The sequence below is a fragment of the Alteromonas gracilis genome (genome assembly GCF_002993325.1).
Taxonomy (GTDB): domain Bacteria; phylum Pseudomonadota; class Gammaproteobacteria; order Enterobacterales; family Alteromonadaceae; genus Alteromonas; species Alteromonas gracilis.
In genome coordinates this window covers 335,449-350,597 of record NZ_PVNO01000027.1, presented here as the reverse complement: position 1 = coordinate 350,597, position 15,149 = coordinate 335,449, and the positions used below count along the sequence as shown (strand labels likewise).

General features: G+C 44.2%; 11 protein-coding genes. 2 read left to right on the top strand and 9 right to left on the bottom strand.

Annotated elements, in window-relative coordinates; all coding sequences use genetic code 11:
• Positions 1-241: 241 nt before the first annotated feature.
• Positions 242-694 carry an Hsp20 family protein gene (locus C6Y39_RS14875; protein WP_105932012.1) on the top strand — a complete coding sequence of 151 codons (453 nt, stop codon included), beginning with the start codon at positions 242-244 and terminating at the stop codon, positions 692-694.
• Between the two features lie 152 nt (positions 695-846).
• Here the strand turns inward: C6Y39_RS14875 and C6Y39_RS14870 are convergent, their stop codons facing one another.
• The 8 genes from C6Y39_RS14870 to dapB form a co-directional block, all read right to left on the bottom strand.
• Positions 847-1,239 carry a DUF3224 domain-containing protein gene (locus C6Y39_RS14870; protein WP_105932011.1) on the bottom strand — a complete coding sequence of 131 codons (393 nt, stop codon included), beginning with the start codon at positions 1,237-1,239 and terminating at the stop codon, positions 847-849.
• A gap of 91 nt (positions 1,240-1,330) precedes the next feature.
• The gene (locus C6Y39_RS14865) at positions 1,331-1,870 is read right to left on the bottom strand and encodes an NUDIX domain-containing protein (RefSeq protein WP_105932010.1); all 540 of its coding nucleotides are present in this window, start codon (positions 1,868-1,870) and stop codon (positions 1,331-1,333) included.
• Between the two features lie 72 nt (positions 1,871-1,942).
• Positions 1,943-3,943 carry a methyl-accepting chemotaxis protein gene (locus C6Y39_RS14860; protein WP_105932009.1) on the bottom strand — a complete coding sequence of 667 codons (2,001 nt, stop codon included), beginning with the start codon at positions 3,941-3,943 and terminating at the stop codon, positions 1,943-1,945.
• A 275-nt stretch (positions 3,944-4,218) separates the two neighbouring features.
• Positions 4,219-5,628 carry a cytochrome-c peroxidase gene (locus tag C6Y39_RS14855; RefSeq protein WP_105932008.1) on the bottom strand — a complete coding sequence of 470 codons (1,410 nt, stop codon included), beginning with the start codon at positions 5,626-5,628 and terminating at the stop codon, positions 4,219-4,221.
• Between the two features lie 347 nt (positions 5,629-5,975).
• Entirely contained in the window at positions 5,976-6,452 is a 477-nt protein-coding gene (gene greA / locus C6Y39_RS14850; RefSeq protein WP_105932007.1) for a transcription elongation factor GreA, read from the bottom strand.
• Positions 6,453-6,569: 117 nt separating this feature from the next.
• Entirely contained in the window at positions 6,570-9,791 is a 3,222-nt protein-coding gene (gene carB / locus C6Y39_RS14845) for a carbamoyl-phosphate synthase large subunit (protein WP_105932006.1), read from the bottom strand.
• A gap of 13 nt (positions 9,792-9,804) precedes the next feature.
• Positions 9,805-10,935, bottom strand: coding sequence for a glutamine-hydrolyzing carbamoyl-phosphate synthase small subunit (carA, locus tag C6Y39_RS14840; RefSeq protein WP_105932058.1), 1,131 nt, complete (start codon positions 10,933-10,935; stop codon positions 9,805-9,807).
• 363 nt (positions 10,936-11,298) lie between these two features.
• Positions 11,299-12,102, bottom strand: coding sequence for a 4-hydroxy-tetrahydrodipicolinate reductase (dapB, locus tag C6Y39_RS14835; protein ID WP_105932005.1), 804 nt, complete (start codon positions 12,100-12,102; stop codon positions 11,299-11,301).
• A 365-nt stretch (positions 12,103-12,467) separates the two neighbouring features.
• On the opposite strand from dapB, the gene C6Y39_RS14830 reads away from it, so the two are divergent.
• Positions 12,468-13,151: a cytochrome b/b6 domain-containing protein gene (locus tag C6Y39_RS14830; RefSeq protein ID WP_105932004.1), complete on the top strand. Its 684-nt coding sequence runs from the start codon at positions 12,468-12,470 to the stop codon at positions 13,149-13,151.
• Between the two features lie 68 nt (positions 13,152-13,219).
• Here the strand turns inward: C6Y39_RS14830 and C6Y39_RS14825 are convergent, their stop codons facing one another.
• The gene (locus C6Y39_RS14825; protein ID WP_105932003.1) at positions 13,220-15,136 is read right to left on the bottom strand and encodes a propionyl-CoA synthetase; all 1,917 of its coding nucleotides are present in this window, start codon (positions 15,134-15,136) and stop codon (positions 13,220-13,222) included.
• Between the last annotated feature and the right edge of the window lie 13 nt (positions 15,137-15,149).

The window sequence follows — 15,149 nt, the reverse complement described above, 5'->3', positions numbered from 1 at the left end:
AAAAACAGGTTTATCTCTGCGCCCACCCTAATTAAAACCAAAAAAATTAGTCAATAAAATCTGAAACTTAACCATTAAAAAGAAATTAATTTGAAATTTTTTTAAATTTTTTGCTTGAAAAGCATTTCGGCCATTCCTATATATGTTTTGTCGGCGCTGAAAGGTCAGGTCGACAAAACCGCCGCCGCAAAGTCGGGGCATTTAAACTTTAAACATATTGCTTAATTTTGAGGATATGACTATGCGTACTATCGATCTATCTCCACTTTACCGTTCATTCATCGGCTCTGACCACTTAGCATCACTTATCGATGCAGCATCTCGAGCAGAGAAACAGAGTACTTATCCGCCATACAACATCGAGTTGCTCGGTGATGATAAATACCGCGTAACCATGGCAATTGCAGGTTTCAGTAAAGATGACGTTTCAATTCAAGTTGAAGAGAATACGTTAACCATTACTGGCACTAAAAAAGCGGAAACGGAAGACAAAGAAAGTAAAGAACGTAAGTTCTTACACAAAGGCATCTCAGAGCGTAACTTTGAGCGTAAATTCCAGCTTGGTGATCACGTGAAAGTGTTAGCTGCAGATATGGAAAACGGCCTACTTCATATCGATATGGAGCGAGTCATACCTGAAGCCAAGAAGCCGCGTCAAATAGAGATTGGCTCTCGCCTACTTGAAAATCAGTAATTAACTTCTTGGTTTGTTTCCCAACTTTTAACGGCGCCTTACGGCGCCGTTTTTTTGTTTTTGAAATTGATACATTTCGTTGTTTGAACATCGATAAGATTGGCCAACTAAGAAGTCAGCATGGGTATTCATGTAATATCGCTTTTAAGAACCTACCTTTCATTCAGTTCGATGACGTATTCTGCTTTACCAGACTCTCCCGACTTAAAGTTACCCGTAATTGATTTCCCAGCTAACTCACCGGTAGCCGAGCCGTCTATGGAAGCGAATTCACTACTCGCAACACCATTTTCGAACATACCAATATGTTGAAAAGTTACAGTTCCTCTTAAACCATTTATAACACCAATAAAACTTTCAAAGCCTGTGAATTTTGCAGACGTAGGCGCCTGATAAGACATCAAAAATTCAATGGTTGATTCTCCAACCATGCTGCCTGTATAAGACTGCTCGATGCTTGCATGAGATGTTTTTATCCCTTCTGACTTTTCTTTAAGTATTTCTTCATTCCATTTTAAAATGGAAAAGCTTCCCTCGAAGGCCATGGCGTTCTCTTTATAATTGTTAGTAAACCTAAGTCGGTAAACCCTAGCTTGTCAGTCACAATAAAACAGCCAGCAAATTGTAACAGAGTGTTTATATAAGCCCTTTAAGCATTGCTAAACCCACTGCGTTGCAAGTGCTCGCATCTTTAATATCACCGCTGATTATTTTTTCTTTTAGTTCGGTAAACGTAATAGGCACAACGCGCAGGTCTTCTTCCTCTTCGTCGAGCTTCTGTTTACCTTGAGTAAGTCCTTTCGCTACGTATATATGATAACCCTGGTCGCAAAACCCATAGGCTAAGTATTGGAAGCCTACGTACTCCATCGAATCTGCGATTAACCCAGTCTCTTCCTCAAGTTCACCCTTTGCGAGTTCAATAGGATCAGCGTCCGGATTCGCCTCCCACGCGCCCTGCGGTAGCTCAAGCTGACGCTGTTTAATGGTATAGCGGTATTGCTCAACCATGAAAACCGTATCGTTTTGAATAGGTAAGATAATGGCGAAATCTGGCTTCTCCACCACACCGTATATACCTTCATTCCCGCTAGCTCGACGTATCTTGTCTTCCCTTACCCGAAGCCATTTGTTCTCATAAACTATTTTTGAATGAAGTGTTTCAATGTCTGCCATTATCGTCCTTATCAGTGCATTCAAGTGGTTTAACAACATTACTCGACAGACATAGTGGGCGATGAAAATTGCTCAGTCAATTGTGAAATTAGCGATAGTTCGGCTGAGAACCAAATTATTCTCTTTCATTAAATTGGATAGTTTTGATAATGCTTGGGCTAACTCGACTTCATGCTTTGCGGCAGCTTCAACGTCAACAATGTCTTTTGCTACTTCTTGTGTGGTAACTGACTGTTGTTCTGCCGCCGCAGACATGTTGTTGGCCATAAGCTCAACGTTAGATGCGGCATCTTTTACCTTTCTAGCTGTTTCTCGCCCTCTGCCAGTAATTTCAACTGACTGATTCACTGCCAACGCATTTTTATTAACGTCTTGCACAACCACCAAACTTGCTTGCTGAAGCGCCGTAAGCAGTGTGGCTATTTGAGCTGAAGCATCTCGACTGCTCTGTGCGAGTTTGCGAACCTCATCGGCAACAACGGCAAACCCTCTGCCGTGCTCTCCTGCGCGGGCAGCCTCTATAGCTGCATTAAGCGCCAACAAATTTGTCTGGTCTGAGAGAGTGTTGATTGTTTCAAGTATGCTGCTGATATCGGTCACCTGCTTTTCCATAGCCGCAGCATTATCCTTAACATCTGTCATGTCGTCTTCTAACTGCTTCATCGCCGTTCTGATCGACTCGTTAATATCAAAAGCCTCTATTGCCAGTTGATCCAGTGATTTACTCGCAGCTAGCGTATCAAAGGCCGATTTAGCAATGTCGGTACTCGTTACCGATATTTCTTCTAACGCTGATGCGATATTAAGGGAGCGTTGTTGCGTTTTTCCCGCATCCTGTACCATTTCCGTACATGAGGCTTCTAATTCTGATGATAGACGAGAGCTTGCGTCAATAGACTGCTCTAGCCCTCTGATTAAATCTTTAAGTGCCAATATCGTTTTATTAATCGCAATAGACACGGTGCCAAGTTCATTTTGTACCTGCATCTTTACATCAACCGTCAAATCTCCTTTCTCGGCAATCTTTGAAAGATTTTGTGTAAGACGGGTGAGTTGCGTGTTGAGTATGTATAAGAGCGCGCGATAGATAAGGGTAATAACCACAATGCCAACAAAAATAATGATAAGTGTAAGTATTAATGCGAACGAGGCTTCACTGTGCATGTCTTTTGCATTTTTGTTTACTTGTACCCATATATTGTCAAGTATCGACTTTACATCATTGATTTGTGATGTCGCTGCCCCAAACCATTCGCTGTTAGTAGGAAGCATAGTAACGTCGACTTTCCCTGAATTGAGATTTTTTAGTGTTCGGTTTATCAACGTTGCTTTATCTGATGTCATTGCTCTCGTGAACATCGCAACACTGTCTTTAGATAAACTGTTTTCCAGTTTTCCTGAAATATATTGTATTTCTTGTTGATAACGCTTTAGCTCACTTATGACGGTATCACTGGCCTCTTGTTGCGCTATTATGCCATTCACTTTCCCTCGTTGCTGTCCCAATCGCTCTTTTAACTGCGCTAAAAGAATGGCGCTGGACAACTGTTCTTTTGACGCTAAGTTATTAACGTACATTGTTAATGCCGTAGCGGCATTCAGCGCTGATGCGTTAAGAGAACTGTAGAACCTAAACGCCCGCGTACCTTCTTGACTATCCACCTCTCGTCTTAGTGCATCTTTATCACCTAAATAACCTAGTAATGGGTTGAGAATTTTGGTTACCCTATTGCCGTACGCACTATCATTTTGAAGTAATAAGGATAATTGCGCTGCTGCGCGATCTGCCTGTTTGCGCTGAGCCTCAACGTTATCTCGGCCTTTAGGGGTTGGGTTACCTAAGTAGCCGGCCGTTAACCCTCGTTCAACTGCATGATGGTGCGCCACAGACTCCACGGTGGCAATTAGCGCTATCATTTCGATATCTGTTGAAGCCGCTCGGGTGTCGTCCAGCGACCGTTTGATATCTTTGAAAGCCAAATATGCAACACTAATTAATAGTATGCCCGCACCCAACACAGACAGCTGAAGAATAGAAAATCGTTGTAGCAAGCGCACTAATAAAGACTCCATATAAAACACTACTGCTCAACAAGACGGATAAGGAAAGAGATACCTCCTATAATTGCCGTAAAAATAGGCAGCTCGTTTCAGTATAGGAAACACTGGAATAAGCGCAAATCGATTATCTACGTGATGTTTTATGCGGCAAATAAAGGCAAATATAATGCAGTCATCGGTGATATGACTTACACGAAAAAATCGTAATGAAAAGACAAAAAGTAACGAACGTAAGTTCTTAGTTTATTTTCCTTTGCTTAGCGTCGCCGGTTGGCGCCTTTTTCTATCTAGAGTGCGCAGTTTAGGTCTATCTTAGATTGCTCATCTGCTACAGGAAAACATGCTCCTGATGGCAAAGCATCGGGTATATATCTTTCCAGATGCGGGTCATAAAGTCCTTCTTCCAAAAATGCGACTAAATCATCAATTTCCTCGCCATTGAGATTCAAAGGCACAAAACGATCATCTATAACGCCATCCGCCAGTCTTTTTTGTGGCACACCGGCGTTCTTGTATAACACCACCTGTTTAACACTCGTGAAACTTCCACCGTGACCAAACACATTTGAATCTTTTAAGTTATAAAGCTGTGGTACCTTAAACTTATAGTTATCTTCTGTTCGGCCAGTAAAACCACCCCTACCCTTTGCATCATTTTCAGTTACTACACCAGTTATTGTGGGGTTTGATGTATCGAGGTCAGCAAATCCAATGGCCATAAACATTTCTTCGTTAGCAGCCCCTATTTTCGAGCTCAACGCGGGGCCAGTATGACAGCTTGCGCAACCCGCTTTGCCAAAGAAAAGTAAAGCGCCTCGCTTTTCTTGGTCAGTGAGCGCTGCGTCTTCGCCTTGTAACCAACGCTGGAAAGGCGCTCGATTTGCTAGTACCGTTCTCTCATATGCGGCAATTGCCTTACCCATATTTTCAAGAATATCGTCGCCCCCCTCTGGAAATGCAGCTTCATACAACAATTGATATTCCATATTTTGCTGGACGAGTGAGTTGTTGAACGTGTTGAGTCTATGTACTTTTGTACCAGCAATTGCTTGGGTTTCTAAGCCTCCTAAACCACGAGTATTTTCAGCTTTCGGCGTACCAGGCGTAGCTAATATCTCATCAGGTAATTTAGCATTAACTAGCCCTCCATGCTGATTACCAAACTGACCGTTCCAAAGCATTACTTCTTGATACGCAGTATTTAGAATACTGGGGGAAGTTAACGGTTGAACATCGGGAACTAGACTAGGATCGGTGCTTGATTTATCAAAGCCTTCGGCTAAGACACGCATTTTTCCAGCAACACCAAAACCTGTTCCGCCTTCTCCAATTCCCTGCACAACACCGGATTTAAAGCCAGCAGCGGCATGGTGACAGCTTGCGCATGACCAAGTGTTGACCAGTTGCTCATGAACCCCTTCCGTTGCAACGGCGGTTTCATGAAAGAGCATCATACCGAGAAAAACCTTCTCTTCAGTAAGAGTGTTATTTGGATCAGCGGGAATACTTGAGAAATCTGTAGACTGAGGCAATAGAAGCCCTACCGCGCCGCCATCTAATTGCTCGTTTAAAGTTGTCATTAATTGTGTAGACAACGAACTTTCGTCGACAGTAGGCGCTTTATCTGCCCCACAACCCGATACGGTAATAACACTAGTGAGTATCAATACATTTTGAATATAAGGAATCGACTTCATGACTTCACCTTGACTACATTCAACGAAGTTTAAATTTCAAAGCATCAGGGCCACGAAGCAGCGGTGGTGCTAGTTGAAAGCACATTTATTAAAATGGTTTAATAAATAATATAGTAGGTCGAAGCAGAAACTTCGAGTGATTGTCACTATTTTTGCAAATTTAACGTAGAGCACGCGCCTTTGAAAAACTGAGGTATGTAAATCATTCGAGAAATGATGTGGGAAAGTGATTAAGAGACTTTGTGAGTTTTAAGCATGAAAAACCCCCAGTTATTGGAATATCCAATTGTGTGGGGGTATTTCGAATTGCTGCTTTTTTTAATTTTTCACTTAAATTAAAAAATAAACTAAATGTACTCGACTTCTATGATTTCCACTTCAACTGCGCCAGCTGGCGTTTGAATAGTCACCGTATCATCAAGCTCTTTACCTATTAGCCCTCGTGCAATAGGTGAGTTCACCGAAATCAGGTTATTCTTAATATCAGCTTCATCGTCACCCACAATGCGATAGGTCGTTTCTTCATCATTAGCAACATTAAGAATTGTAACCGTAGTACCGAAAATAACTTTTCCGGTGTTTTCCATTTTAGTGACGTCGATGATTTGCGCATTTGAAAGTTTGCCTTCAATATCTTGGATACGACCTTCACAGAAGCTTTGCTGTTCACGGGCCGCGTGATATTCCGCATTTTCCTTCAAATCACCATGCTCACGCGCTTCGGCGATAGACTCGATAATACGTGGGCGTGTTTTAGTTTTTAGCTCATTTAATTCGTCACGCAGCATTTGAGCGCCGCGCGCTGTCATTGGATACTGACTCATGAATACTGTCTCACTTAGCTAGTAATTTAAACAGAAAAGTGCGCCGCGAAGGCGCACTTTTTATTCGTTCACACAAATGTAATATTGCTAGGATACCTCGTATCCTAGCTTATGTCATTAGTGTTTAAGTCTAGCGTGCAGTTCTTGAACTGAAGCTACTTTATTACGGTCATCGGCAGACTTAGCTCGAATAGTAGCGAATGCTGCATTCATCGTGGTGGTGTAAGTTACCTTATTCACCAAGGCTTCACGACGAATATAAACCGAATCGGTAATAGCTTGACGACCTTCTGTTGTATTAATCAAGTAGGCGTATTCGCCGTTCTTAATGGCATCAACAATATTTGGGCGGCCTTCCGATAGTTTATTAACCACCGTGCTCATTATGCCTGCATCGTACAAAGTAGTTGCCGTACCGCGCGTTGCTTCAATGCTGAAGCCAGCGGCAACCAGCGCCTTAGCAAGTTCGATGATTTTGGGCTTGTCGGTTTCACGCACCGAGATAAGCGCTTTACCTTCTTTAGGCAAAGGTGCACCTGCGCCTAAATTCGCTTTAGCATATGCCTCTTCGAAAGTATCACCAACACCCATAACTTCACCAGTAGAACGCATTTCTGGGCCTAACAGTGGGTCAACACCTTGGAACTTAGCAAACGGAAGTACTACTTCTTTCACAGAGTAAAAAGGAGGAATAATTTCTTCCGTTACACCCTGTTCAGCAAGGCTAACGCCAGCCATGGCGCGTGCTGCGACTTTCGCTAATGGAACACCCGTTGCCTTAGACACGAATGGCACCGTACGCGCTGCACGAGGGTTAACCTCGATAAGGTATACTTCACCGTCTTTAATCGCAAACTGGGTATTCATCAAGCCCACAACGCCAAGTTCAAGGGCCATGGCTTTTACCTGTTCGCGCATCACATCCTGAATATCTTTTGAAAGCGAATGCGGAGGTAATGAACAGGCAGAGTCACCAGAGTGAACACCCGCTTGTTCAATGTGTTCCATGATGCCGCCAATCACAACCTCTTTGCCATCGCAGATTGCGTCGATATCAACTTCGATAGCATCGTCAAGGAATCGGTCTAGCAATACTGGCGCGTCGTTAGACACTTTTACCGCTTCGTTCAAGTAACGCTTAAGGTCTTTGATGTCGTAAACGATTTCCATCGCGCGACCACCAAGCACGTAGCTTGGACGAACAACCAGCGGGAAGCCAATCTCTTCGGCCATAGTTAGCGCTTGCTCAACGTTAGTTACCGTAGCATTCGCTGGCTGCTTAAGATTAAGCTTGTTAACCATTTGCTGGAAACGTTCGCGGTCTTCCGCACGGTCAATCGCCTCTGGCGATGTACCCATGATTGGAACGCCAGCGGCTTCGAGAGCACGGGCAAGCTTAAGTGGCGTTTGACCACCATACTGCACGATAACGCCTTTTGGCTGCTCTTTAGCAACGATTTCAAGCACGTCTTCAAGAGTTACTGGTTCGAAGTATAGGCGATCTGACGTGTCATAGTCGGTAGACACCGTCTCAGGGTTACAGTTAACCATAATAGTTTCGTAACCGTCTTCACGCATTGAAAGCGCTGCGTGAACGCAGCAATAATCGAATTCAATACCTTGACCGATACGGTTAGGGCCACCGCCCAATACCATAATTTTGTCTTTATCAGTTGGCGCAGCCTCACACTCTTCGTCATACGTAGAGTACATGTAAGCTGTGCTGGTAGAAAATTCTGCGGCGCAGGTATCTACACGCTTGTAGACTGGAGAGATACCAAAACCACGACGAGTTTCACGAATATCACTCTCTGCCACTTTTGTTAATTCAGCAAGACGCGCATCTGAGAAGCCTTTACGCTTAAGTGCACGCATAAAGTCAGCATCGATACCCGGTAAGCCAAGTTCAGCTACTTTCGCTTCAAGAAGAATAAGATCTTCAAGTTGAACAAGATACCAGCGGTCGATATTCGTAAGGTTAAATACTTCATCAACCGTCATGCCCATACGAAATGCATCACCGATGTACCAAATACGCTCTGCACCCGGTTGGCGAAGTTCATAAACCACTTTATTGCGTGATTCAGGGTCTTCAAGGTCAACCATAGGGTTAAGGCCTGTCGCACCCACTTCCAGACCGCGAAGGGCTTTTTGAAGTGATTCCTGCTGGTTACGACCAATGGCCATCACTTCACCTACCGACTTCATTTGGGTAGTTAATCGGTCGTTAGCACCGGCAAACTTCTCAAAATTAAAGCGTGGGATCTTAGTCACGACGTAGTCGATAGAAGGCTCGAACGACGCTGGCGTTAAGCCACCTGTAATGTCATTCGCTAATTCATCTAACGTGTAACCTACCGCAAGTTTCGCCGCTACTTTCGCAATTGGGAAACCCGTTGCTTTTGAAGCAAGCGCAGAAGAACGAGATACACGTGGGTTCATCTCGATGATAACCATACGGCCCGTTTTCGGGTCTACACCGAACTGTACATTTGAACCACCGGTTTCAACGCCAATTTCACGTAGTACAGCCATGGCTGCATTACGCATTATTTGGAATTCTTTATCGGTCAACGTTTGTGCCGGAGCAACAGTGATTGAGTCACCGGTGTGAACACCCATAGGGTCGAAGTTTTCAATAGTACATACGATGATGCAGTTGTCTGCTTTATCGCGTACTACTTCCATCTCGTATTCTTTCCAACCTAGTAACGATTCATCGATGAGTAGTTCGTTGGTTGGAGAAAGGTCGAGACCGCGGGTACAAATTTCATTGAACTCATCAATGTTATAAGCGATACCACCGCCTGTTCCACCCATGGTGAAAGACGGGCGAATAATACAAGGAAAACCGATGCGGCTAAGGACATCATGGGCTTCGTCCATGCTGTGCGCAATTTCTGCACGTGGACATTCAAGGCCAATGTTTTTCATTGCTTTGTCAAAGCGTTCGCGATTTTCCGCTTTATCGATAGCGTCTGCCGTTGCACCGATAAGCTCACAACCGAACTCTTCAAGCACACCGTGCTTATCGAGCTCTAATGCGCAGTTAAGTGCAGTTTGACCACCCATTGTAGGTAAGATGGCATCTGGACGTTCTTTTTCGATGATCTTGCGAACTACTTCCCAGTGGATAGGCTCGATGTATGTTGCATCTGCCATTTCTGGGTCGGTCATGATGGTTGCTGGGTTAGAGTTAACCAAAATAACACGGTAGCCTTCTTCGCGAAGGGCTTTACACGCTTGCGCGCCTGAATAGTCGAATTCACAAGCCTGGCCGATAACAATAGGGCCAGCACCAATGATAAGAATACTTTTTATGTCGGTACGTTTTGGCATAGCGGGCTAATTCCTACTGCTTGTGTTGTTCAATAAGTTCAATGAAGTGGTCGAATAACGGCGCCGCTTCATGAGGACCTGGGCTAGCTTCAGGGTGACCCTGGAAACTAAACGCAGGCTTGTCGGTGCGATGGATACCTTGCAACGACTTGTCGAACAACGAAATGTGAGTTACTTCTAGGTTATCTGGCAAGCTAGACTCATCCACAGCAAAACCGTGGTTTTGGCTGGTGATCATAACTACATTGCGCTTTAGGTCTTTAACGGGGTGGTTTGCGCCGTGGTGACCAAACTTCATCTTCACTGTTTTGGCACCGCTTGCAATAGCAAGTAACTGGTGACCTAAACAAATACCGAATACTGGCGTACCGGTTTCAACGATGGTTTTAATTGCGTTAACTGCGTAGTCACATGGCTCTGGATCGCCTGGTCCATTTGACAAAAATACGCCGTCTGGATTCATGGCTAGCACGTCTTCGGCAGGCGTTTGCGCTGGAACTAAAGTCACTTTACAACCGCGGTCAGCTAGCATGCGAAGAATGTTGTTTTTCACACCGTAATCGTATGCTACAACATGGTACTTAGTTTCACTTGGCGTTACGTAACCTTTGCCAAGTTCCCAACTACCTTCTGTCCATGTTTTTGGTTCAGTGATGCTTACGACTTTTGCTAAATCCATGCCTTTAAGACCTGGGAAAGCTTTTGCTTGCGCTAGGGCGCTAGACTCGTCTAATTCATCAGAGCATATAATGCAGCCGTTTTGTGCACCTTTGTCTCGCAAGATACGCGTCAAGCGACGTGTATCAATGTCAGCAATACCCACAACGCCTTTCGCTTTAAGGTATTCAGACAGTGTTTGCTGTTGACGAAAGTTGCTAGCAACAAGAGGTAAATCACGGATTATCAGACCCTTCGACCAGATTTTATCTGCTTCGACGTCTTCTTCGTTAGTTCCGGTGTTGCCAATATGTGGATAAGTAAGGGTGATGAGTTGTTCAGCGTAGGATGGGTCGGTGAGAATTTCTTGATAGCCGGTCATGGAAGTATTGAAAACAACTTCCCCGACGGCGGAGCCAGTAGCGCCTATCGCCGTACCTTTAAAAACAGAACCATCCTCTAACACCAAAAGGGCAGAATTAGCCAAGTCAACCTCCAGATTAAGGATAACTATGTGTTTGCGCATTTTTTTGCACAAACCCCACAAAAAACGGGAGTTATTGATAACAATACATCCCGTTTTACGATCTTTGCAGCTAATAAAACCGCACTCTTCAGCCGGTTTGACAGCTTCAGAATACGAAATTCTGGCAAATTCCGGCGAGTATACATTACTGACCGAAAATGGCAAATTTATTTGTAATAATTTACTAAAATAACGCTTATACCACCTTTTTTGCGCAGAACCACTGAAAGTACGGCTTATTGCTCATTTATAATGCAACTTTAGTTTAACACTTTAGTAACGCACTAACGTTAGCTTGCTTCTTACAGGGTAACAGATAGCCATTTAAAGCTTCAATTCTAGTACATCAACCATGGAGTATAGACCAGGTTGCTTACCATACAACCATTTTGCTGCATGCACTGCACCTTTAGCAAAGGTTAAGCGGCTTGACGCTTTATGGGTTATCTCTAATCGCTCACCTATGTCTGCAAATAGCGCGGTATGCTCACCTACAATGTCACCAGCTCTAATTGTCGCAAAACCAATGGTCCCTTGGTCTCGCTCTGGCTCTTTGCCTTCACGTCCATAAACTGCACATGACTTTAAATCTCTGCCCAATTCATCGGCAATTGCTTCGCCTATTGCCATTGCTGTACCTGATGGCGCATCTTGTTTAAATCTGTGATGGGCTTCAGTAATTTCGATATCTGCGGTTTCACCTAGTACGCTCGCCGCCTGTCGAACGAGTGACAACATAAGGTTTACGCCAACGCTATAATTTGCCGCAAAAACAATTGGGATATGTTTAGCCGCCTCATCTAACGCATTAAGTTGACTGTCGTTGAGACCAGTGGTCCCAATAACTACAGGCATGTTGTTGTCGACACACCACGCTAGATTGCTTTCAATAACAGAAGGTAATGTGAAATCGATCATCACGTCGGCGTCACTTCCGCTCAAGTCAGATAGCGCCGAGCAATCGATGTTTTTCTTACCAATACCTGCGAGCTCGCCTACGTTTAAACCGACCCATGGAGAATCGTCACGCACTGTTGCAACACTGAGTTCTGCATCATCACTTAAATCAAGTGCTTCAACAAGAACACGCCCCATGCGCCCATTGGCGCCAAACAATCCTACTTTCATTATTCGTATTACACTTTTATTTGCCTTCAACTAGCACGCATTTTGCCAAATACCCCCACTATTGCAATGTGAGTTTCATAATAAATACGCATAACAACAAACGTAGAAAACGCTTGGCTTCTATACAGTCCAGTATTAATTCACGGAAAAGCGTGGGTATAGGCTCAGATAACATTGTTCTAAAGACAATTCGATGAAGTTTATGCACTGTTTGCACTCTTCACACACTAAAATTCATTCTCCCCAGACTCGATAGATATTTTCGATAAATATACACACTTCGACGCTCATCAGGCTTGTTTTCTTAGCCTGGTTGAGTGACGCTGTAGTCACTTATTACTATTTTCAATGTAAATAAAAATACTATGCAGAAAGTACTCGTTTGGGATATTCCCACCCGCGTTTTCCATTGGCTTCTTGTTTCAAGTCTATTGGCCCAGTACGCCACAGCCGAATGGTTAGAAAATGCAATCCAGTGGCATTTCTATATTGGATATTTCACCCTATTCCTGGTTATCTTCAGGATTTTATGGGGTTTTGTGGGAACGCAGTACGCTAGATTCAGCAGCTTTGTTACAGGCCCGCGAAAAGTTATCCGCTACATGAAAACCTTGTTTGATAAAGACTCAGTGCCTTCAATCGGGCACAATCCATTAGGAGGCTGGTTTGTTGTCATAATGCTTGTTTTAGTAGCGGTTCAAGCAATTTCTGGCTTGTTTATGACGGACGATATATTTCTAGATGGTCCCTACCGACCGCTGGCAGATGAACAAACATTAGCGCTGATGAATTCTCTTCACCACCTTGCTTTCGACTTATTGCTCTATGTTATTACTCTTCACATTGCCGCTGTCGTTTTTTATGGCATTTATAAGAAGCAAAAATTGGTGCCAGCTATGGTACATGGAAAAAAGGTGTCAAAAACAGTGGGCATTACTGGCTCTCGATTAATTAGCGCACTTGTCGTCGCATTACTCGCCGCAGCTATTGTATATGTAGCAATTGAAGTTTATCCGCCAACCCCAGAAATAGAAGAATATTATTATTAGCTTGGCGTGCAAGGGCCTTAGACATAGCGTCCACAGGCCCAAACCATCTCCACTTCAGCAGTTAAAAACTAAGCCTCACAATTAAGTGAGTTTGATACTTCAACCAAACCTTTTTGACGCATTAAGGACTCAATTTCTTTTACGCTGGCGGGATCATCAATCGTCGATGGCACAGATACCGTCTCGTTCGCTGCAATTTGACGGAGCAGTTTCCGTAGAATTTTACCAGAGCGAGTTTTAGGTAGTCGCTCCACAACAATTGCTCGTTTAAAGCACGCTACAGGTCCAATGGCGTCACGTACACGTTGAACGAGGGCTTTCTCCAATTCTTTTTCATCAACTGAAACCCCATCTTTTAACAATACTAACCCAACGGGTAGTTGACCTTTGAGTGCATCATTCACACCAATTACACTGCACTCGGCGACGGCAGGGTGTGCAGCTAACACCTCTTCCATCTCTCCTGTTGAAAGCCGGTGCCCTGCAACGTTAATGACGTCATCAGTGCGCCCCATGATGAACACATAACCATCTTCGTCCACATAGCCATTATCGCCAGTGCTGTAGTATCCATCAAACTCACGTAAATAGCCGTCCTTAAAACGCTGATGGTCTTGCCAGATTGTTGATAAGCAGCCCGGAGGTAGCGGTAATTTAATTGCTATCGCCCCCTTTTCTCCCGTTGTTTGTTCTTCATTGGGGCCTTTTAACACTTTTACATTGAAGCCAGGTGTAGGAACACTGGAAGAACCGGGCTTGGTGTCCATGGGTTCCAACCCCATTGGGTTAGAACAAATGGGCCAACCTGTTTCTGTCTGCCACCAATGATCGATGACTGGTACACCTATTTTTTCAAGTGCCCAATAATAGGTAGGAGGATCTAGTCGCTCACCTGCCATAAACAATGTTCGTAGGCTAGATGTATCATATTTGGAAAAAAACTCAGCATCTGGATCTACTTTCCTGATTGCTCTAAACGCTGTGGGGGCAGCAAAAAGCACATTGATTTTATGGTTTTCGATCATACGCCAAAACGCACCAGCATCAGGTGTGCCGACGGGTTTTCCTTCATAAAGCACAGTAGTAGCGCCTTTAATCAGCGGCGCGTAAACAATGTAGGAATGGCCTACAACCCAGCCTACATCTGACGCTGCCCAAAATACGTCGTCCTCACTAATGCCGTAGATAGCACCCATAGAATAGTGAAGCGCGACAGCATGCCCACCATTATCCCTCACCACACCTTTTGGCTTGCCGGTAGTTCCCGAGGTATAAAGCACATAAAGTGGATCGGTGGCGTCAACCGCGACGGGTGCGGCTGGTGTACTATTTTCTACCAATGTATTCCAGTCATGGTCGGTCTCCTCGTCTACTTTTGCCGTTAGCTGCTCTCGCTGAAACAAAACACAAGCGCTAGGCTTATGGCTGGCTAACGATACGGCTTCATCAACAAGAGGTTTGTAAGGAAGTATTTTAGTTCCCTCGATGCCGCAAGATGCGGTTACAATGACTTTAGGTTTTGCATCATCAATTCGCACGGCAAGTTCATTTGCGGCAAAACCGCCAAATACGACCGAGTGAATTGCACCAAGACGAGCACAAGCAAGCATGGCAACTGCTGCTTGAGGGATCATAGGCATATAAATAATGACCCTATCTCCCTTTGACACCCCTAAGGTCGAAAGTCCGCCCGCGAATGCAGCAACCTGTGAAAGTAATTCATTGTAAGTAAAGTATTGCGTTGTCTGTGTGACCGGTGAATCATATATCAGGGCAGTCTTTTCACCTCGCCCATTTTTTACGTGATGATCTAGCGCTAGGTACGATGTGTTGAGTTGACCACCCCGAAACCAGTCATAGTAGCCATTATCTGTCGCTTGGCAGCCTTTTAAGGGAGGCTCGAACCAGGCAATGTTGCTAGCCTGTTTTAACCAAAACTCATCGGGATGCTGTGTAGAGGCAATGTATTCATTTTTATAAGTCATAACCATGTCCTGA

What these genes read in the sequence shown, in the direction of transcription:
- C6Y39_RS14875 (WP_105932012.1), top strand. Translation starts at nt 242, where the DNA reads ATGCGTACTATCGATCTATCTCCACTTTACCGTTCATTCATCGGCTCT.
- C6Y39_RS14870 (WP_105932011.1), bottom strand. Translation starts at nt 1,239, where the DNA reads ATGGCCTTCGAGGGAAGCTTTTCCATTTTAAAATGGAATGAAGAAATA.
- C6Y39_RS14865 (WP_105932010.1), bottom strand. Translation starts at nt 1,870, where the DNA reads ATGGCAGACATTGAAACACTTCATTCAAAAATAGTTTATGAGAACAAA.
- C6Y39_RS14860 (WP_105932009.1), bottom strand. Translation starts at nt 3,943, where the DNA reads ATGGAGTCTTTATTAGTGCGCTTGCTACAACGATTTTCTATTCTTCAG.
- C6Y39_RS14855 (WP_105932008.1), bottom strand. Translation starts at nt 5,628, where the DNA reads ATGAAGTCGATTCCTTATATTCAAAATGTATTGATACTCACTAGTGTT.
- greA (WP_105932007.1), bottom strand. Translation starts at nt 6,452, where the DNA reads ATGAGTCAGTATCCAATGACAGCGCGCGGCGCTCAAATGCTGCGTGAC.
- carB (WP_105932006.1), bottom strand. Translation starts at nt 9,791, where the DNA reads ATGCCAAAACGTACCGACATAAAAAGTATTCTTATCATTGGTGCTGGC.
- dapB (WP_105932005.1), bottom strand. Translation starts at nt 12,102, where the DNA reads ATGAAAGTAGGATTGTTTGGCGCCAATGGGCGCATGGGGCGTGTTCTT.
- C6Y39_RS14830 (WP_105932004.1), top strand. Translation starts at nt 12,468, where the DNA reads ATGCAGAAAGTACTCGTTTGGGATATTCCCACCCGCGTTTTCCATTGG.
- C6Y39_RS14825 (WP_105932003.1), bottom strand. Translation starts at nt 15,136, where the DNA reads ATGACTTATAAAAATGAATACATTGCCTCTACACAGCATCCCGATGAG.